General features: G+C 43.8%; 17 protein-coding genes and 1 pseudogene. 10 read left to right on the top strand and 8 right to left on the bottom strand.

The genetic code is table 11. The annotated features are described in order from the left end of the window. Together ACYVAA_RS07305 and ACYVAA_RS07300 are read right to left on the bottom strand one after the other, a co-directional pair. Complete coding sequence (locus ACYVAA_RS07305) at window positions 1-3,984, bottom strand: AAA domain-containing protein (protein WP_460540019.1); 3,984 nt, start codon at window positions 3,982-3,984, stop codon at window positions 1-3. Between the two features lie 6 nt (window positions 3,985-3,990). Continuing rightward, complete coding sequence (locus ACYVAA_RS07300) at window positions 3,991-4,803, bottom strand: SDR family oxidoreductase (RefSeq protein ID WP_460540017.1); 813 nt, start codon at window positions 4,801-4,803, stop codon at window positions 3,991-3,993. Between the two features lie 178 nt (window positions 4,804-4,981). On the opposite strand from ACYVAA_RS07300, the gene rlmD reads away from it, so the two are divergent. Together rlmD and ACYVAA_RS07290 are read left to right on the top strand one after the other, a co-directional pair. Further along, window positions 4,982-6,388 carry a 23S rRNA (uracil(1939)-C(5))-methyltransferase RlmD gene (gene rlmD / locus ACYVAA_RS07295; protein ID WP_460540015.1) on the top strand — a complete coding sequence of 469 codons (1,407 nt, stop codon included), beginning with the start codon at window positions 4,982-4,984 and terminating at the stop codon, window positions 6,386-6,388. Next, window positions 6,385-6,759, top strand: a pseudogene (locus ACYVAA_RS07290) (hypothetical protein); the annotation flags it as partial. The gene rlmD and the pseudogene ACYVAA_RS07290, both read left to right, overlap by 4 nt. A 65-nt stretch (window positions 6,760-6,824) precedes the next feature. On the opposite strand, the gene ACYVAA_RS07285 reads toward ACYVAA_RS07290, so the two are convergent. The 5 genes from ACYVAA_RS07285 to rsmA all read right to left on the bottom strand — a co-directional run bounded on the left by ACYVAA_RS07285 (window position 6,825) and on the right by rsmA (window position 11,033). Next, window positions 6,825-7,223, bottom strand: coding sequence for an HIT family protein (locus ACYVAA_RS07285; protein ID WP_460540013.1), 399 nt, complete (start codon window positions 7,221-7,223; stop codon window positions 6,825-6,827). A gap of 50 nt (window positions 7,224-7,273) precedes the next feature. Further along, the gene (gene greA, locus ACYVAA_RS07280) at window positions 7,274-7,747 is read right to left on the bottom strand and encodes a transcription elongation factor GreA (protein ID WP_460540011.1); all 474 of its coding nucleotides are present in this window, start codon (window positions 7,745-7,747) and stop codon (window positions 7,274-7,276) included. Window positions 7,748-7,903: 156 nt separating this feature from the next. After that, window positions 7,904-8,839: a 2-hydroxyacid dehydrogenase gene (locus ACYVAA_RS07275; protein ID WP_460540009.1), complete on the bottom strand. Its 936-nt coding sequence runs from the start codon at window positions 8,837-8,839 to the stop codon at window positions 7,904-7,906. 56 nt (window positions 8,840-8,895) lie between these two features. Further along, on the bottom strand, window positions 8,896-10,263 hold the full coding sequence (gene mgtE / locus ACYVAA_RS07270; protein ID WP_460540007.1) for a magnesium transporter: 1,368 nt from the start codon (window positions 10,261-10,263) through the stop codon (window positions 8,896-8,898). Next, window positions 10,251-11,033, bottom strand: coding sequence for a 16S rRNA (adenine(1518)-N(6)/adenine(1519)-N(6))-dimethyltransferase RsmA (gene rsmA / locus ACYVAA_RS07265; RefSeq protein ID WP_460540005.1), 783 nt, complete (start codon window positions 11,031-11,033; stop codon window positions 10,251-10,253). The genes mgtE and rsmA overlap by 13 nt, the downstream gene beginning before the upstream one ends. A gap of 54 nt (window positions 11,034-11,087) precedes the next feature. On the opposite strand from rsmA, the gene ACYVAA_RS07260 reads away from it, so the two are divergent. The 8 genes from ACYVAA_RS07260 (at window position 11,088) to accC (ending at window position 18,278) form a co-directional block, all read left to right on the top strand. Next, on the top strand, window positions 11,088-12,524 hold the full coding sequence (locus tag ACYVAA_RS07260; protein WP_460540003.1) for a leucyl aminopeptidase family protein: 1,437 nt from the start codon (window positions 11,088-11,090) through the stop codon (window positions 12,522-12,524). Window positions 12,525-12,530: 6 nt separating this feature from the next. Next, entirely contained in the window at window positions 12,531-13,559 is a 1,029-nt protein-coding gene (pdxA, locus tag ACYVAA_RS07255) for a PdxA family dehydrogenase (RefSeq protein ID WP_460540001.1), read from the top strand. A 68-nt stretch (window positions 13,560-13,627) separates the two neighbouring features. Further along, window positions 13,628-14,197, top strand: coding sequence for a YceD family protein (locus ACYVAA_RS07250; RefSeq protein ID WP_460539999.1), 570 nt, complete (start codon window positions 13,628-13,630; stop codon window positions 14,195-14,197). An 18-nt stretch (window positions 14,198-14,215) separates the two neighbouring features. Next, window positions 14,216-14,407, top strand: a complete 192-nt coding sequence (gene rpmF / locus ACYVAA_RS07245; RefSeq protein WP_460539997.1) for a large ribosomal subunit protein bL32 — start codon at window positions 14,216-14,218, stop codon at window positions 14,405-14,407. A 323-nt stretch (window positions 14,408-14,730) separates the two neighbouring features. Then, window positions 14,731-15,729: a beta-ketoacyl-ACP synthase III gene (locus ACYVAA_RS07240; protein WP_460539995.1), complete on the top strand. Its 999-nt coding sequence runs from the start codon at window positions 14,731-14,733 to the stop codon at window positions 15,727-15,729. A gap of 26 nt (window positions 15,730-15,755) precedes the next feature. Next, the gene (efp, locus tag ACYVAA_RS07235; RefSeq protein WP_460539993.1) at window positions 15,756-16,319 is read left to right on the top strand and encodes an elongation factor P; all 564 of its coding nucleotides are present in this window, start codon (window positions 15,756-15,758) and stop codon (window positions 16,317-16,319) included. A 102-nt stretch (window positions 16,320-16,421) separates the two neighbouring features. Beyond that, window positions 16,422-16,898: an acetyl-CoA carboxylase biotin carboxyl carrier protein gene (gene accB / locus ACYVAA_RS07230; protein ID WP_460539990.1), complete on the top strand. Its 477-nt coding sequence runs from the start codon at window positions 16,422-16,424 to the stop codon at window positions 16,896-16,898. 30 nt (window positions 16,899-16,928) lie between these two features. Continuing rightward, the gene (gene accC / locus ACYVAA_RS07225) at window positions 16,929-18,278 is read left to right on the top strand and encodes an acetyl-CoA carboxylase biotin carboxylase subunit (protein ID WP_460539988.1); all 1,350 of its coding nucleotides are present in this window, start codon (window positions 16,929-16,931) and stop codon (window positions 18,276-18,278) included. A gap of 119 nt (window positions 18,279-18,397) precedes the next feature. Here the strand turns inward: accC and ACYVAA_RS07220 are convergent, their stop codons facing one another. Continuing rightward, window positions 18,398-18,979 (bottom strand): hypothetical protein, encoded by a 582-nt coding sequence (locus ACYVAA_RS07220; RefSeq protein WP_460539986.1) that lies wholly within the window; start codon window positions 18,977-18,979, stop codon window positions 18,398-18,400. Window positions 18,980-19,028: the final 49 nt, after the last annotated feature.

Here is a 19,028-nt window from a genome sequence, read left to right as displayed (position 1 = left end):
TTAATTCACTCCTTTTTTTTGACTCTCTAATTTTGCTTTCAGCATCTCATGCTTATTCAACCAATATTCCCTGCTAAAAACATGTTGTACATCCCAACCTTTCTCCTTGAGTAACTTGGGATGGTAAACAAAAGCTTCTTTTGCAGTTTTAGCGGCAAAAAGACGGTCGTCGTCTGTCAAGATCGTACCAACCACCTTCCCCTCCTTAAACAGTTCGAGATCCATCAACCGGGAAACAGTACAGTTTTTCACCTCGTGACTTCCATGTTTTCCAATAAGCCTATTCTTCAGGTACCATCCTACTTGAAAGCCACTTAAAGGCAGTTCTTTGATCCCCACATGCTCTCCTGCTGCTACACGCTCCACATACTCCAGGTATTCCTTTAGCAGCTTCACCCCGGGATTCATGAGTTGTCTGGCTTTAAAATCAGTGCCTGATATACTGGAAACCACTGTAATACGCCTTCGGGCCCTTGTCACGGCCACATTCAGCCTGTTTCCTCCTCCTTCTTTGGAGAGCAAGCCAAAATTAGCAGTGAATTTCCCTGATTTATTTTTCGCATATCCAATGGAAAAAACCACCTGATCAAATTCATCTCCCTGCACATTCTCTATATTCTTCACTTTAACGTTTGCCCTGGCCAGCCTTTTATCTTTATCAATAAGGTCTTTGATAAGTTCCATTTGAAAGAAATTAAATGTGATCACCCCGATAGAGAACGCCTCATCGCTGTCCAATACCTCTCTTAGCTCATTTACAACAGCTTTTGCTTCGGCCAAATTGGTCTGCTTATCCCAAACACCCTCTACCTTGATCCACTTATAAGAATTCCTATTTTGGTTGAGTGCTTCCATTTCAGGAAGCATGGTCAGCTTATCTTGATAAAAATGCCGATTAGAAAACGCTATCAAGGACAAATCCTTACTTCTATAATGACCTTCCAGAGCATACTTCTTAAAATAATTGGAGGCCAGATCAAGTAAGGAGGTAGCTTCCAGGGCTATCCCATCCTCTTCCGTATCCAATCTCACTTTGTACAGATCAAAAGGCTGCAGTTGTTGCTTATCCCCCGCAATAACCACCTGCTTGCCTCTCAACATTGCCGGAAGCCCTCTTTCCGCAAAACATTGGGACGATTCATCAAAAACCACCAAATCAAAACGACTTTCCATAGGAAACAATGCAGAAACTGTTTCTGGTGAAGCCATCCAACATGGGACGAGTTTGAAGACTTCCTCTTCAAAATACGCTACTAGTTTTTTAATGGTCCATAACCTCTTTTTCTTCCCCACTTGGTGATTAAGTTCCCTGAAACTGATCAGGTTGTTGAGCCTATTGTACTTAAGCTCTGTAAAGGTATTTTCACGCAAGCGCAGCGCAGTAATGTACCTGCTAAGCTTCAGCTTTTCATCAATGGCTGCGGAAAATTCACGCAGCGAATCCTTCACTTTAGGTAAATTGATTTGTTGTAGAACGGGATATTTGGTTTCAATATGTTCTATCCAACTCATTTTCAGACCTGCCAAAAAAACCTCCTTAAGCGATTCAAATTCTCTTTCCGGATATTTATCCAAGAGCTTATTGATTACCTCAAGGTCTATTGCCCTCAACTTCTTCTTTAGGCGGTCCATTGCGACAATTTCGGTGAAATCCTGCAAAATGGTCTGTCGGACATTATCCAGTTTAGTGTCATCAGGAGCCGTAAGCAGGTGCTTTATCTGAATTGTCGTAAAATAATTGTTCCAGTTTTCTGCCTTCATCTCTATCAGTCCATTGATCCCGATGAGTTCCTGTAGCACCATCTGAAACTGGTCAAAGTCCATTTTTTCAGAGATCAGGTAAGATGAAAGTAAGCCTAGCTCTTCAAGAAGAAAACGGGCGTTGACCGCTTTGGTGAGCACGCTAAACCGGTGGTTACACAAAGTAAAATCAAAAGGTTTGGAGGGCATATCGATCCATTCCTTCCTTTCCAATAAGGTATATTGATGATTCAGGTTGAGACGGTTTTCAAGCATTTTGGCCAATACTGCCAATCCATCCTTGTCATTATCAAGCTGATTCTTTTTCAGCAGATCCCAGACTTCACGGTACTCTTTTCTGTAGAATTTTAAGGACAACGACTTCCACCAGGATTCCCGCAGGCTCATAACATGGAGTACTTTCTGATAGGCCTGCTCCTCTTCTCCATCCTTAACAGACCACTCTATCCCTTCTTCAGACAACAGCTTTTTGACAATATCCACTTTATTTACCAACCACAATCTATCCAGGTCTTTGACAGGATAACGCAACAGTTCCTTGAGCTTTGAAAATATCTCCTCAGATGAAACACTTTTCTGCAATTCCTCTAGTCGGTCCTTATGCTCAAAGGATTGATAAATCAATGGAAATTCGAAAGGCTGGTTAAGTAAGTTGCCCAGAATATTTTCAGCAGTAAGCTTCAATTCCTTAATTTCATCCAGGTTTTCTTTGAACCGGTGAATGACGTTAGGGGTAAACTGGGCAAAGTCTACCCTGTGCAACCAAAAGGAATCTGCACTCTCATATTTAGGCCGGTAGTAAAAGTATTCCTTAAAATCCCCAAGCACCTCATCCAAACCGTTCCAATGATAATGTTTATAATATTGGGTAAGTTCTATATGTTCATCCTGAAATGAAGCATCCATATAAAGCTCCTTCACTGGAACCCCGCACTCCTCTGTGTTAAAAAGAGCATGCCGATAATCCTCAAAGAAATCAGCATGATTCTGAATTTTCCTGATGGTCTTGCTAAAACTCCTCTCTAGCTGAATGGCATCCAAACTTCGGTTAAGCTCCTGATACTTTTCCAGGGAGTTGATCTGACTACTAATATTGTGAAAAAGCTCTTTTCGATCAGCCCTAAAATCATGCACCAAAGCCAAAAAAGCTCCAAACCCTTGTTCCTTGAGCCTTTCATGAACAACATCTAATGCCGCTCGTTTTTGAGACACGACAAGGACCTTTTTTCCTCTGGAAATAAAATCGGTCACCAGATTACAGATCAACTGGGATTTACCGGTCCCAGGAGGACCTTCTACAACACATGAATTCCCTTCTCGTACTGACTTGAGCACTGCTTCCTGGCTGGCATCAACGGGAAAGGTGTTGAACATATTCCCATCTTTCGTACTGCCTACTTCCTCTCTGTCACCGGCAAACCATTCATCAAAAAGCTCGTCCAAGCCATCCACCCTATACCTCTCCATGAGCTCCTCATAATCCTCCATCAGAAAAGAACTTTTCTGCGAGAACTGCCCCAAAACCCCATAAGGCTTGAGCTGCAACACCCCTGTCTTAAAAAGCTTTTCACTCTCCGCCCTATCGGTCTCTAAAAAGGCCTCCAACTTGTTCTCGAAAAGCTCCTGGGTAAAATTTAAGGTCAGCTCTTTTTTTAGGTAATGATATAATTCTGTCCGAAATGGGGTAGGGTCTTTTGATAAATTCTCCACAGGGTTCTCCCACCATTCCTTTTTGAATGCCTGCTGATTGGCATGCGTGTATGCCAATAAAAATGCTTTATTGAGAAAAGGCTGGTCCCCTGACTTTTTTCTCAGCACCCAAAACGAGCCATCCCTGATCAGTTTTACAGGAAAAAACAACAAGGGACATCTGACGATCTGCCCATCTGCTAACTTGCCTTCCACAAAAGGCCAAGCTACAAAAAGGCTTTTTTCTCCGCTTTCCTCCTCAGCAACCTGAACATGCTCTTGGATTCTCTTGAGCCTGTTCGATAATTCGTTGATATGCTTATCCCTTGCATCTCCTACCTTTATCAGGGGAATTTTCTTTTTTCTTCCCAGTAGGTCCTCTATATAATCAAAAGTATTGTTCCTTTCTAAAAATTCTAAGTCTTTCAGGTCTACCATTTGTGAACCAATCAGCTTTGGAAGGTATATGGACCTGTTTTTCGTGGATAGATCCATAAGCCTGTTCATATAAACCTGAAAGACATCTTTTATCATATATACCTATTTAAAAGGGGAATCTTTCTCCTTTGCCATGTGGTTATAAACTATTCCATCCATGATACCCGGTATCCATTTGTTCAAAAAAACGGCCAGTTTTCCTTCCCTGGTGAGCACCAGGTCACGCTTGCGCCGCAGCGTTGCTTTGACAATATGATTGGCGACTTCCTCTGAAGTCATCATATCATCCTCGTTCCTCGGCGATTCGCCCTGGGAGCTACCATCAGCGGTCAGCGCATTGTTTCTGATATTGGAAGCGGTAAAGCCTGGACAGGCCACTAATACATGCACCCCCCTTTTCATCACCTCAGTCCTTAAGGACTCCATAAAACCGTTCATGGCATACTTGCTGGCGGTATAGGCCGTTCTTGCAGGGGTTCCCCGATAACCATTGATGGATGAAATACCTATCACAGAGCCTTTATGTTCTATTATGGAAGGCAAACAGTACTTGGTAGCATATACTGTTCCCCAAAAATTTGTATCCATCACCTTGTGAAAAACGGCCGTATCCAGTTCTTCAAAAAGTGCCCGCATGGATATTCCGGCATTATTCACCAAAACATCTATCCTCCCAAAATGCGCTATCGTTTTATCCGCAAGCCTTTGGTTATCTTCCTCCACACTTGCATCTGCCAGAATCCCCAAACATTCAACACCCTCTTTTTCCAGATGCTGTAAACTAGCATCAAGCTTTGGCTGGCTCCTTCCGGTGATAACTACCTTTGCCCCTTCTTTCCCGAATGCCAAGGCACACGCCTCCCCTATGCCAGATGTGGCACCTGTTACGATGACTACTTTACCTTCAAATTTCATTTTCACTCTTACTTTAAGCCTAAATATAAGCATTTCGACAAATATGGGGCTTTTGTAACTGATAACTTATTCTTTTGGCCGATAATCAACGTATTCCTACTGCTCTTTCCCCTCTCTATCACAGCTCTCTTCTTATCGGCTTGCCTCATTTCAAAGAATATGCTTAATTTTGCAGCCTATGTCGAGAAAGATGAAAAATAAGGTTTTGGAAAACCTTACTATTGAGCGGATCGCCTCAGAAGGCAAAAGTGTCACCCACTATGAAGGGAAGGTGGTATTTGTGCCCCAAGTAGCACCTGGTGATGTTGTTGACATCCGTGTTACCCGTGGCAAAAGCAGTTTTATGGAAGGCGAAGCCATCAAATTCCACAAATATTCAGAGGACAGGGTAGCACCTTTCTGTTCCCACTTTGGTGTATGCGGGGGCTGTAAATGGCAGCATATCAATTATGAGCTGCAGCTTTCCTACAAAAGACAACAAGTAGTGGACCAGTTCAGCCGTATCGCAAAGGTCCCTATCCCTGAAGTAATGCCGATCATTGGTTCTGCCGAAACTCAGTATTATAGGAACAAACTTGATTTCACTTTCTCCAATAACCGATGGCTGACACGTGAACAGATCGATTCTGGTGAAGAATTTGAAAGGAATGCACTTGGTTTCCATATTCCTAAGCGCTTTGACAAAATTGTGGACATCGAGCACTGCTACCTGCAGGGAGGCATTTCCAATGATGTCCGAAATGAGCTCAGGAAATTTGCCTTGGAAAACAACATCACCTTTTTCGACATGATCCAGCAGGTCGGCTTGCTCAGAAACCTTATCATCAGGAGCAGCTCCACCGGGGAAACCATGGTCATCGTGCAATTTGGCGAAGACAATCCCGATGATATCCAAAAAGTGATGGAATTTCTGGCCAACAAGTTTCCCGAAATCACCTCACTGCTATACATCATCAACCTCAAGAAAAACGAAACCTTCCATGATCAGGAAATTCACACCTTTAGCGGCAGGGATTATATCATAGAAAAAATGGAAGACCTGGAGTTTAGGGTGGGACCGAAATCCTTCTATCAGACCAACTCAGACCAGGCTTATGAGCTGTATAAGGTGACCAGGGAATTTGCCGGATTGGCGGGGGACGAAGTAGTTTATGACCTGTATACCGGAACAGGCACCATTGCCAATTTTGTAGCCAAAAAAGCCCAACAGGTTATCGGTATAGAATATGTGGAAGCAGCCATTGAGGATGCCAAGCTTAATGCAGAGGTCAATGGCCTCAACAACACGCTATTTTATGCTGGAGACATGAAAGACATCCTCAACGATGAGTTCATTGCCCAGCATTCCGCGGCGGATGTCATCATCACCGACCCTCCAAGGGCAGGTATGCATGAAGATGTGGTCAAAATGCTGTTGAAACTGGAAGCCCCCAAAATAGTCTATGTAAGCTGTAATCCCGCTACCCAGGCCCGGGATGTGGCCTTACTGGGCGAAAAATACCAAGTGGATAAAATCCAGCCTGTGGACATGTTCCCTCAAACGTACCATGTAGAAAATGTTGTATTACTGACGCTAAAAAAATGATGAGAGACGATAATGATCCAGAACTAAGCGGCAAATACTTGGGCACCATCACCAAGGATTTTGTCAAAGTGGCAGAAACGCTAAAGGAAGCATCCTACCAGGTCAGGTCGAGAAAATTTTCGGACCATCCCATATTCCCCATCTGTAAAACAGAACAGCCTATTGGCCAGTTGCTGATCAATAACACTGAACTGAAAGTGGATTGGAACTATTACATTACTTACCTGGATGAGTTCATTCAAAGAAAACTGATCGACCAGGAAGCCATTGAAGAATTCAAAAAGGCGTATAAAGATCCTGATGAATTTTGCTGTCTTTTTGTAGTGGATCAGGACTTTACCAATTTTGTATACATTCCCTATCCCAATGACTCTGACACTAAAAAGGCCTCGCAGATGATCTGCGAGGCCTTTTTAGTGTCAGCTTTTATTTTTCTTTAAAGGTGCACTTCTTTTTTAATCTTCTCTGCAATCTCTGCCATTTCTTCATTGCCCAGCTTCAGCTTGGGTCGGGTAAAATTAATATCATCCATGGTATTTAGCGGTACCAGGTGAACATGTACATGTGGCACTTCCAGTCCAATGACGGCTACCCCTACCCTGGTGCACTTAATGGTTTTGTCAATCGCCTTAGCTACTTTTTTTGCAAAGATATGTAGCCCGGAAAGCAACTCATCTTCAAGGTCAAAAATATAGTCAACTTCTTTTTTGGGGACGACCAAAACGTGCCCTTTTACCAAGGGCATAATATCCAGAAACGCAATGAAATTATCATCCTCAGCCACAATATGGCCGGGAATCTCTCTGTTGATGATCTTTGTGAAAATACTTGCCATGGGATAAAAATAAAAAATCCCGAATGGATTTCCATCGGGATTATAGGTATTTAGTAATTAATTTCCAGTACTTCAAACTCTATCACACCCGCCGGGGCTTTGATCTGGGCTATTTCCCCTACTTTCTTACCCAGAAGCCCTTTTCCAAACGGAGAAGCCAGGGAGATTTTATTTGCTTTCAAATCAGCTTCTTCTTCGGACACCAAGGTATAAGCTACCGTCATGCCATTTTTTACATTCTTGATCTTCACGGTGCTTAAAATACCCACTTTGGAAGTATCCATTTTGGAATTGTCCAATACCCGGGCATTGCCCACCACTTCCTCAAGCTTGGATATCTTTAATTCAAGAAGCCCTTGGGCGTCTTTGGCGGCATCATACTCTGCATTCTCACTAAGGTCTCCCTTGTCTCTTGCCTCTGCAATTTGTCGGGCAATATCCTGCCTTCCCTTCGTCTTCAATTCCTGAAGCTCATCTTTTAGCTTCCTCAGGCCTTCTTCTGTGTAATATTGTACTTTTCCCATAGTCACTTTTAATTTAACAAAGCTTGAAAAATAAAAGAACGGTCTCATTGCTGAAGACCGTTTACGTATTCTTGCTTTTATTTGCTTCTTAGGCAAATATAATCATTACAAAACGATAATACAATCTTAAGGTTTAGATTATTAATGGACCAAAAATCATTTCAAAGGGAAAGCTGCCTTGATTTTTCCCACCAAAACCTGATTGATTTTTTCATAGGACTGAAACGTCCAACCTGCGATATGTGGGGTAAAAAGCACATTGTCTCTTTCCACCAGTCGATCGAAGGATATTTTCTGCGCGGTGTTTAATGTGTGCAATTTTTCGTTTTCCAGCACATCCAACAAGGCCCCCTTAAGAAGTCCCTCAGAAAGGGCATTGTTCAATGTATCCAAGCTGATCACCTCTCCTCTTGCGGTGTTGATGAGATAAAAAGGCTTCTTGAATCCAGCCAACACGGAGGGAGTAAAAAAGTCCCTGGTTTCCTCTGTCAAAGGGACGTGAATGCTCAGCACATCGGCCTGCTCCTGGATTTCCTCAAAACTGGCTTCAGCGGCATAGTTATCACCGTAGTTTTCCCGGTATTTGTCATAAGCCAGTACTTTCACCCCAAAACCGCTCAGCCTTCTAGCAAATGCCTGTCCCATATTCCCATAGCCAAAGACCCCAACCGTCTTGCCCTCTAGCTCCTCTCCACGGTTTCCTTCACGGTCCCAGATTCCTTTCCTTACCTCTTTATCCGCTTTGTTGAGATTATTGAACAAGGCCAACAGCATCCCTATGGCATGTTCCCCAACAGCATCCCTGTTCCCCTCTGGGGCATGGAAAAGCTGCACCCCTTTTTCTTCCATAAAATCCAGGTCTATCTTATCCAGACCAGCTCCTGCCCTTCCTATAAACTTCAGTTTTTCCGCCTTTTCCAACAGGGCCCTGTTCATGGGTGTTTTGGACCGGATCAATAAGCCATCATAATCCCCTACCACTTCTTCTATTTCTGGCCGGGTAATGTCGGGCCTATAATCCACGGAAAATCCCGCCTCCTCCAACAAAGGAGTAATACTGGAATGCATGTCATCTATGATGAGTACTTTCATTTTTCTTTTTTTATCAAATCAAAAGTTAGTTCGAATAATTCCCAGGAGCAATCTTCCTATAATTTGAGCAGCATCATCGCCACTAAAAAATAGACCCCTAAGCCCAACAAATCATTGGCGGTGGTAATAAAAGGACCTGAAGCCATCGCTGGATTCACCCCAATTCTATCCAGGACAATGGGGGTCAATGTCCCCATAAAAGAAGCCAGCAATACCACACTGAATAGTGCCAGACCAACCACAACCCCAAACTCTGGGGTATTCCCATAAACCAACACCACGGTCAAAAATACCACCAGCCCCAAAACGATCCCGTTTAGCATAGCTACCAATAGCACCTTTGCGAAACGCTTACCAATACTCTCTGCAAAAACAGATTTGGCGGCAAGGGACTGAACCACCAATGAGGAAGACTGTATGCCCACATTTCCGCCCGTTGCAGTTATCAAAGGAATAAAAGAAGCCAATTCGATGTATTTACTCAGTCCTTCATCAAATATCCCTATGATCCTTGCCCCCATCAAACCACCAATAATCCCGATCAGCAACCAAGGGAGTCTTGCTTTGGAAAGCCTGAATACAGAATCCGATTCTTCCACATCATCCGAGATACCGGTCATAGCCTGCATATCCTCTTCTGCCTGCTCCCTGATCACATCCAAAACGTCATCGACGGTAATTCGGCCCACCAATTTGTTTTTGGCATTGACCACAGGCAGCGCCTCCAGGTCATATTTACGCATGATCTCCGCCACTTCCTCCTCTTCCATATAAGTGGGCACAGAAATAATATCCTCTTCGTAAATGTCCTTCACCTTGGTATTGGAAGAGGACAGGATAATTTTCTTCAGGGCCACCCTGCCGAGGAGGCTCTCCTTGTTGTCCACCACATAGATGGAATAGATTTTCTCCACATTTTCAGCCTGCCGCCTGATCTCATCAATGGTCTGCACCACCGTCCAGTTGAGGTTGGCCTTGATAAATTCCTTTGCCATCAGGGCACCGGCACTTCCCTCTTCATAGCGCAGCAGCTCCTGAATGTACCCCGACTTTTCGGACTCCTTCAGGTAACTGATCACCTCTTCCCTATCCTTTACCACTAGTTGGTGCAGGATATCCACCGCATCATCCGACTCCATCTTATCCAGCAACTCGGCAAGTTCGACAGAGTCCATTTCCTGCACCACCTTAAATTGCGGTTCCTCGTCCAGCTCAATCAGCACATCCGCGGCAAAGTCTTTCTCCAGTAACCTTAGGACAAAGAGCGCCTCCTCCATGTCCAGCTCATCCAAAAGTGCTGCCACATCAGCTTCATTGACCCCCTCTAAGGATCCGCGAATGGAAACAGAATCCTCCGCTTCGATGCTTTCCCTTAAGGACTCCAGGTACTCTTTCGAAAGTTCAAATTCTCTTATTTTTTCCAAGATGCTTCCAGTTTATTGGTTAGGGTAATAAAAGCTTCCACACTCAACTGCTCAGCCCTTTTATCCAAAATGGGATCTTGCTTCATCTCTTCAGTCAGTCCCATGGATTTCAGGGCATTCCTCAGGGTCTTTCTTCTGGTACTGAACCCTTGTTTGACCACCCTAAAAAACAGTTTTTCATCACAGCCAAGGTTCTCCACATCATTTCTCCTTAAGCGGATCACCCCACTGTTCACCTTAGGCGGAGGATCAAACACTCCGGGAGGCACAGTAAAGAGGTACTCAATATCATAATATGCCTGCAAAAGGACACTTAAGATCCCATAGTCTTTATTACCATGGGGAGACGCTATGCGCTGTGCCACCTCTTTCTGTAGCATACACACGACCTCCGTTACGGTATTTCTATCATTCAAAACCTTAAAAAAGATCTGGGAAGAAATATTGTAGGGAAAATTCCCCGCTATGATATAGGGCCCATCGATGTCCTTTCCGAAGTCATATTTCAAAAAATCGCCATCGATGATCTTACCCTCCAACTGAGGGTATTTTTTATTGAGGTAAGCAATGGATTCTTTATCAATATCCACCAAAAACAGCTCCCAGTTGCCCTCCAGAAGAAAGTCCGTCAATACCCCCATGCCGGGGCCTATCTCCAGCACCTGCTTCACTTCCCGGTGCCCTGTTACCGACTGGGCGATTTTCTCCGCAATTCCCAAGTCGGTAAGAAAATGTTGGCCCAGGTGCTTTTTTGCTCTGACTTTCTCCATCTTTAATTCTCTGATAAAATTATAGTAAATTGCCATTCAAAATTAAGACAATATATGTTAACCGCCATAAGATTACTAGACTCTCCAACAAATCTTCTGTCTGAAGCTGGAGAGGTTTTTATTTCATCTGAAGATGAAATCAACCTATTGCCTCTGGAAGAGGATAAACGAGCTTTTGTCCAAAAAGAGCTTTATGAAAACAAAAGACATGATATCAAATGGACCGACGGCATAACTGACCTCCACTTTATCAAGTCAAAATCGCATGAAGAAGCCGCCTACAAACTTGAATTGGCGAGAAAAGCCGGCGCCCAAAGCTGGAAGTCCATCAGGGAATCAAAGTCCCCAAAAGTATATTACTTTGGCCGGTCGGAAAAGCTTTTGCTAGCCTACCTGGAAGGCATCCTCCTGGCATCTTACAAGTTTGATAAATATAAAAGCAACAAAAAAAGCACCGTTCATCACTTAGAGGTATTTACCGATATTACTGATGAGAACAATATAGAAGAGTTGCTCATCACGGCAAAAGCCACCTTTGAGTCAAGGAACCTGGTCAATGAGCCGGTGATTTACCTCAACGCCCTCAAACTGGGAGAGGAAATTGAAAGGTTGGGAGAAGAATACGGCTTCCAAACCGAGGTATTTGATGAAACCAAAATCGCCTCATTGAAGATGGCGGGATTGCAAGCTGTAAATGCAGGAAGTGAAATCCCTCCCACATTCTCTGTCCTCCATTACAAACCAAATTCCGGGAGGAAGTTCAAAAAACCGATTATTCTAGTCGGTAAAGGAGTCGTGTATGACACTGGAGGTTTAAGTCTGAAGCCCACGCCAAATTCCATGGACTTTATGAAAGCAGACATGGCGGGGGCAGCGGCAGTCATCGGCGCACTCTGTGCGGTGGCAAGGCTAAAGCTACCCATTGAGGTGATTGGACTTATCCCTGCTACCGACAACCGCCCTGGTTTTAATGCGGTAACTCCCGGAGATATTATTACTTTTGCCAATAATAAATCGGTGGAGATCCTCAATACGGATGCTGAAGGCAGGTTGATTTTGGCCGATGCTTTAATCTACGCCAAGAAATACGACCCCAAGCTGGTCATAGATTTGGCCACGCTGACCGGGGCTGCAGCAGGAGCTTTGGGAAAAGAAGGCGCTGTCATGATGGGCAAGGCCTATGATGAAGAGAAAAGTTTCCTTAAAATTGCAGGGCAAGAGGTATTTGAACGATTAGTCGAGTTTCCCCTTTGGGAAGAATATGGAGAACAGCTCAAATCCGAGATTGCGGATATCAGTAACTTGGGCGGGCCCACGGGAGGCGCCATTACAGCAGGAAAATTCCTTGAGCATTTTATAGATTATAACTGGATCCATATCGATATTGCCGGACCGGCTTTTATCAAATCCGGGGAGGATTATAAGCCTGCGGGAGGCACAGGATTTGGCGTCAGGCTAATCACACAGTTTTTGAAAAATATTTCTAATTGATCACTCATGAATCAGAAAAAAAATAAACCCGTCATTGGGATCACCATAGGAGACATCAACGGCATCAGTGCTGAGGTGACGATGAAAGCATTGATGGACAACAGGATGCTGAAACAAATCATCCCGGTGATTTATGCCCATGGCAAAGCAATTACTTTTTACAGAAAACTGCTGAAACTCGAAGATTTCAATTTCATGCAAATCAGAAACATTGACGAAATTCATCCGAAAAAAGTCAATGTCATCAATGTGGTCGAAAACTGTCCTGAGGTAATCCCCGGAGTGGAGACATTGGAATCAGGAAAAATGGCACTTGCCGCCTTGGATCATGCCATTGCAGACCTCAAGAGCAACAAACTGGACGCACTCGTCACTGCCCCGCTCAATAAAAACAACATCAATTCTGAGGAATTGAAATTTGTGGGACATACGGAATACCTCACTTCGGCGTTTGAATCAAAGGAAAGTATGATGTTTATGGTTTCCGAAGACATTCGAGTAGGTTTGGTATCTGGTCATGTGCCATTAGGGGAGATCGTCAAGAATGTCACTCAGGACAAAATCAAGCAGAAACTAAAGATAATGCTGAAATCTTTAACAGAAGATTTCGGGATCCAAAAACCAAAAATTGCAGTCCTTGGACTGAACCCCCATGCGGGAGAAGACGGTTTGCTGGGCAAAGAGGAAGAAGAGATCATCAAGCCCGCCATTAGGGAATTCAAGGATCAGGGACACATGATTTTCGGTCCCTATGCTGCCGATGGTTTCTTTGGGATGATGCACCAAAAAAAGTTTGACGGGGTCCTGGCCATGTACCATGACCAGGGACTGATTCCTTTCAAAGCACTGGCATTTGAGTCAGGGGTAAACTTTACAGCAGGTCTGCCTGTTACTAGAACATCCCCCGACCACGGCACCGCTTATAATATAGCGGGAAAAAACATCGCAGAAGAGGGCTCCATGCGTGCAGCCATCTTTACGGCCTATGATATTATCGCTCAGAAAAAGGACTGGGAAGTAGAAGAAGAAAATTAATTAGTGGCATATTTTATATTACCAAAATAGTTCACTAAATTTGCGGTCTTAAATTAGCAGGAGGAATAGTGAAATTCTGGAGAGCTTTTGACATTGAAATCATCAAATTAAACGAAGGAGAACATGAGTTCACCTTCGATATTAACGATGAATTCTTTAGTCATTTTAAACACAATGACCTTGTTGAAAAAGGTAAATTGACAGCAAGGGTATTGCTTCGCAAAGAAGCTAACCTGCTGGAGGCAATATTTGATATAAATGGAACAGTGCAGCTTGTCTGTGACAGGAGTTTGGAAAACTTTGACCATCTTCTGGAGACCGAGCAAAAAACCATTTATAAGTATGGACCGGAGGAAAAAGAGATCAACGAAGACATCTTCATGATCACCAGAGACACCCCCACCATCAATGTTGCCCAATTGATATATGAGTTTATCATTCTTGCCTTGCCGGCCAAAAGAATCCATCCCGATTACCGGGACGACGAAAACGAGGATGACTTTGACAGTGAAGGCGAATTGGTATATTGGTCTGACGACTCGGATGATGAAGAGAACACTTCTCCTGATCAACCTGAAAACGAAGACCCTGTAGATCCCAGATGGGAAGCTTTAAAAAATATAAAGAAAAAAGATTAATCTAAAAATTGTATAGAGATGGCACATCCTAAACGAAAAATTTCAAAAACCAGAAGAAACAAGAGAAGAACGCATTATAAGTTGAACGCTCCTGGTTTGGCACAATGTCCTACTACAGGCGAGTTTCACCTTCCTCACAGAGCTTACTGGCTAGACGGTAAACTTTACTACAAAGGACAGGTAATCATTGAAAAAGAGGTTCTTGCATAAGCAAGAAAGATCACTAAAGAGTAAATGGCGTCAACCGCTCATTTCAAAAGCTTAAATCCATTTGGAAGTACCCAAATGGATTTTTTTTATGAGTATTAGACGATCCCAATTATTTCGCCCATAAAAAAGTGACATTTAGGATTCTACTTGTTAAAATACTTGGTGGTAAAGCACATTTTAAATAATTTTGGAAGCCTAATTTATTTTGCTGGAAGCGCGCGAACTTAGGAGAATAAGCGCAGCAGCAAAATGGTACACCAAGGAGTAAACGTCACCTGCCCTCCTCTACCTGCAAGTGTTCGTTTGGCCAAAACACAAATTAAATGGAAAAAACTAGAGCTGTTATAACCGGGGTGCACGGATGGGTCCCTGACTACATCCTAACCAATAAAGAGCTGGAAACCATGGTAGAAACCAGTGACGAATGGATCACTACCAGAACCGGTATAAAAGAAAGAAGAATACTGAAAGGAGAAAACCAAGGCACATCGGTAATTGGAGCCAACGCTGTAAAAGGCCTACTGGAAAAAACCAATACCGACCCCAAAGACATCGACCTGATCATTTGTGCCACTGTAACACCTGACATGCCTTTCCCTTCCTGCGCCAACATCATTGCAGATAAAGTAGGCGCTACCAACAGTTACAGTTTTGATATTTCTGCAGCCTGTTCAGGCTTTATCTATGCCCTTACCATGGGTAGCCAGTTTATAGAAACCGGCATGCACAAAAAAGTAATCGTCATCGGCGCGGATAAAATGTCCTCTATCGTCAATTATGAAGACCGGACCACGTGCATCATTTTCGGAGACGGAGGCGGAGCGGTTCTCCTCGAACCAACTACAGAAGAACTTGGTGTAATGGACTCCATCCACCGCACTGACGGTTCCGGAGCCCCCTACCTACACATTAAAGCGGGCGGAAGCCTTATCCCTGCAAGCGAGGAATCAGTAAAGGCCAGACAACATTATGCCTACCAAGAAGGCTCTACTGTGTTTAAATTCGCCGTCACCAATATGGCCGAGGTGAGTGCACAGATCATGGAAAAGAACAAGCTCAAAGGAGAAGACATTGCTTGGCTGGTACCGCACCAGGCCAATAAAAGGATCATCGATGCCACTGCCAATAGAGCTGGAGTAGGCAAGGAAAAGGTAATGATGAATATCGAGAAATACGGCAACACCACCGCCGGCACGATCCCTCTATGCCTTTGGGACTATGAATCACAACTCAAAAAAGGAGACAACCTTATCCTTGCTGCTTTTGGCGGAGGCTTTACTTGGGGGTCAGTCTACCTTAAATGGGGATACGACCCGAAATAATTTAAACAATCACTAAAAAAATCATAATGGCAAGTACTGCAGATTTCAAAAATGGTTTATGCTTGGAATTCAATCATGACATCTACAGCATTGTGGAATTCCAGCACGTAAAACCCGGCAAAGGAGCTGCTTTCGTCAGAACAAAACTCAAAAGCCTAACTACCGGAAAAGTACTGGACAAGACATTTAACGCCGGAGAAAAAGTCACTACTGCAAGAGTAGAAAGAAGGCAGCACCAGTTTTTGTACGCAGACGACATGGGCTTCCATTTCATGGACACTACTACTTTCGAACAGCTTCCTATAGAAGAAAAACTGATCGAAAGAGCCGACCTTATGAAGGAAGGCCAGCTGGTAGACATTTTGATCCATGACGAAACGGACACTCCACTTGGCGTGGAGCTTCCTCCATTTGTGGAGCTGCTGATCACTTATACGGAGCCAGGCCTAAAAGGAGATACAGCTACAAACGCCCTTAAACCGGCCACTTTGGAAACCGGTGCTACAGTAATGGTTCCTCTATTTGTGGACCAGGATACCGTAATCAAAGTGGACACCCGAGACGGGTCTTATTCAGAAAGAGTAAAATAATTGCGTAGGCAAAGGGATTTTTCTAAATTTCGATGCGTACTGTTTTTATAATCCCAAAAAAGGGCCCTTTACTTCGGAAGGGTTTTTTAAAAAAATAAAATTATGAAAGCGAAAGAAATCCAAGAACTAATAGATTTTATTTCAAACTCGGGATTAGCCGAGGTGAAGATTGAAACAGATGAATTTAAACTTTCAATCAAAAAAAATGCAGAAGTACAGGCCGTAAAAGCCGTTGACCATGCGCCAGTGGCTACTAACCCTGCACCGGCTGCACAAGCGGCCACCCCTGCTCCAGCTGCAGAAAAACCTGCCGCCCCAGCGGCCGACACTTCCAATTATGTGGAGATAAAATCTCCAATGATAGGAACGTTCTATGCTTCACCGAACCCTGAATCGGATGTATTCGTGAACGTAGGCGACACTGTTAAAACTGGCCAAACAGTTTGTATAATTGAGGCCATGAAACTTTTCAACGAAATTGAATCTGAAATTTCTGGAAAAATAGTTAAAGTGCTGGTAGAAGACTCCACACCGGTAGAGTACGACCAACCTCTTTTCCTAGTTGATCCAGCTGGATAAATCTTTTTTTACACCAATCAGAAATCAATCGTGTTTAACAAAATACTTATTGCCAACAGGGGAGAAATTGCACTAAGGGTAATCCGTTCCTGCAAAGAGATGGGTATAAAAACAGTGGCGGTGTACTCTACGGCGGACAAGGACAGCCTTCATGTACGATTTGCTGACGAAGCAGTATGCATCGGTGCTGCCCCTAGCCGGGAGTCTTACCTGAACATCCCTAGAATCATTGCTGCGGCAGAAATCACCAATGCAGATGCCATTCACCCAGGTTATGGATTCCTTTCTGAAAACGCAGAGTTTTCTAAGATCTGTGAAGAATACAACATCAAATTCATCGGCGCCAGTGCTGAGATGATTGAAAAAATGGGGGATAAGGCCACGGCCAAAGCCACCATGAAAGAAGCAGGCGTCCCCACTATCCCAGGCTCTGAGGGACTATTGGAATCCATGGAGCAGGGTGTTAAAATCGCCCAGGAAATGGGCTATCCTGTTATTCTAAAAGCAACCGCCGGTGGCGGAGGCAGAGGTATGCGGATCGTACGTCAAGAAAGCGAATTCAAAAAAGCATGGGATGACGCAAGACAGGAATCAGGAGCAGCATTCGGTAATGACGGACTGTATCTTGAGAAATTTGTCGAGGAACCGAGACACATAGAAATCCAGGTAGTGGGCGACAGTACAGGCAAAGCCTGTCATTTGTCCGAAAGAGACTGTTCCATCCAAAGAAGACACCAAAAGCTGGTAGAAGAAACCCCTTCCCCTTTCATCACAGATGAGCTAAGGGAAGCCATGGGTAAAGCAGCCATCAAGGGGGCTGAGGCCATAGGTTACGAAGGAGCAGGAACCATAGAATTTTTAGTGGACAAGCACCGAAAATTCTACTTCATGGAAATGAACACCAGAATACAGGTAGAGCACCCCATTACTGAAGAGGTTACCGATTTTGACCTCATCAAGGAACAGATCAAGGTGGCTGCAGGAATTCCAATTTCAGGTCAAAACTATTACCCGAAACTTTATGCCATGGAATGCCGAATCAATGCCGAAGATGCTGCCAATGGCTTCAGACCTAGTCCTGGAAAGATCAATAACCTCCACCTCCCGGGAGGCCGTGGGGTAAGGGTAGACAGCCATGTGTATGCAGGCTATGTCATCCCGCCAAACTATGATTCAATGATTGCTAAACTAATTGTCAGTGGACAATCAAGAGAGGAAGTCATTGTCAGAATGAAGAGGGCTCTTGAGGAGTTTGTTATCGACGGAATAAAAACTACCATTCCTTTCCATTTAGCGCTATTGGAAGACGAAGAGTTTAAAGCAGGAAACTTCACTACCAAGTTCTTGGAATCCTTTGACTTTTCGGTCATTAAAGGATAAAAGTAAGGTACAACAAAAGGCCATTCCAAATTGGAATGGCCTTTTTCATTGGGCTCACAAAAACGGATGCTTTTTCTTCCCTCAAAGGGAATCACTTTCTTGAAGCATGCCTGTTTTTTCTAATCCACACATACCACCTGTTTTCGAGCCTCAACAACTATTGAATAATAAGAAAAGCGGGGCAGCACTACTTCATAATACACCCATTCCTCTCCCGTCGGCTGCGTTGCTGTCCCTTTGTGGGTATTTAAAAGTTCCGGAGAAATTTTCTCCGTGGGCACCTCATTGTACCCTCCCACTTTGATATTGGCGATATCTGGAGTAAACTCCCAATCGGGAACGTCAATCCTCACCTGAAGCCTGACAAATTGGCCAGGACTTGCTCCATCCGGAACCTCACTTATCAAAAGTTCCCGAACTTTAGCTGCTCCAATGAACTCACCACTATTCTCCAATCTCAAATAAACCCACATTATTTCTTTTCCTACCTCCGCATTTTCATCGTAAGCAGGAATTTCCACATAATTTACTCTTTCTCCTTCAAGATTGTACCGTCCCCCTTTGGCCCAAGCTGTCTTCATATCATAACATATTGGATCTTCAGGGTCCACTTCTTTACAGGCGGCAAGCACTGTAAACAACGCTACCAACGCTAAGCCCAAAACCTTGCTTGGGTAACTAGCTGAAAAAAAATTCCCCATAATTTATTTTAGTTTATCGTAAACGAATATAAGTTTATTGTAAATAAAT

This window comes from Echinicola sediminis (genome assembly GCF_054777495.1).
Note: the sequence above shows the minus strand (reverse complement) of the source record. Positions and strands in the feature narration are given on the sequence as shown.

What these genes read in the sequence shown, in the direction of transcription:
- ACYVAA_RS07305 (WP_460540019.1), bottom strand. Translation starts at nt 3,984, where the DNA reads ATGATAAAAGATGTCTTTCAGGTTTATATGAACAGGCTTATGGATCTA.
- ACYVAA_RS07300 (WP_460540017.1), bottom strand. Translation starts at nt 4,803, where the DNA reads ATGAAATTTGAAGGTAAAGTAGTCATCGTAACAGGTGCCACATCTGGC.
- rlmD (WP_460540015.1), top strand. Translation starts at nt 4,982, where the DNA reads ATGTCGAGAAAGATGAAAAATAAGGTTTTGGAAAACCTTACTATTGAG.
- ACYVAA_RS07285 (WP_460540013.1), bottom strand. Translation starts at nt 7,223, where the DNA reads ATGGCAAGTATTTTCACAAAGATCATCAACAGAGAGATTCCCGGCCAT.
- greA (WP_460540011.1), bottom strand. Translation starts at nt 7,747, where the DNA reads ATGGGAAAAGTACAATATTACACAGAAGAAGGCCTGAGGAAGCTAAAA.
- ACYVAA_RS07275 (WP_460540009.1), bottom strand. Translation starts at nt 8,839, where the DNA reads ATGAAAGTACTCATCATAGATGACATGCATTCCAGTATTACTCCTTTG.
- rsmA (WP_460540005.1), bottom strand. Translation starts at nt 11,033, where the DNA reads ATGGAGAAAGTCAGAGCAAAAAAGCACCTGGGCCAACATTTTCTTACC.
- ACYVAA_RS07260 (WP_460540003.1), top strand. Translation starts at nt 11,088, where the DNA reads ATGTTAACCGCCATAAGATTACTAGACTCTCCAACAAATCTTCTGTCT.
- pdxA (WP_460540001.1), top strand. Translation starts at nt 12,531, where the DNA reads ATGAATCAGAAAAAAAATAAACCCGTCATTGGGATCACCATAGGAGAC.
- rpmF (WP_460539997.1), top strand. Translation starts at nt 14,216, where the DNA reads ATGGCACATCCTAAACGAAAAATTTCAAAAACCAGAAGAAACAAGAGA.
- ACYVAA_RS07240 (WP_460539995.1), top strand. Translation starts at nt 14,731, where the DNA reads ATGGAAAAAACTAGAGCTGTTATAACCGGGGTGCACGGATGGGTCCCT.
- efp (WP_460539993.1), top strand. Translation starts at nt 15,756, where the DNA reads ATGGCAAGTACTGCAGATTTCAAAAATGGTTTATGCTTGGAATTCAAT.
- accB (WP_460539990.1), top strand. Translation starts at nt 16,422, where the DNA reads ATGAAAGCGAAAGAAATCCAAGAACTAATAGATTTTATTTCAAACTCG.
- ACYVAA_RS07220 (WP_460539986.1), bottom strand. Translation starts at nt 18,979, where the DNA reads ATGGGGAATTTTTTTTCAGCTAGTTACCCAAGCAAGGTTTTGGGCTTA.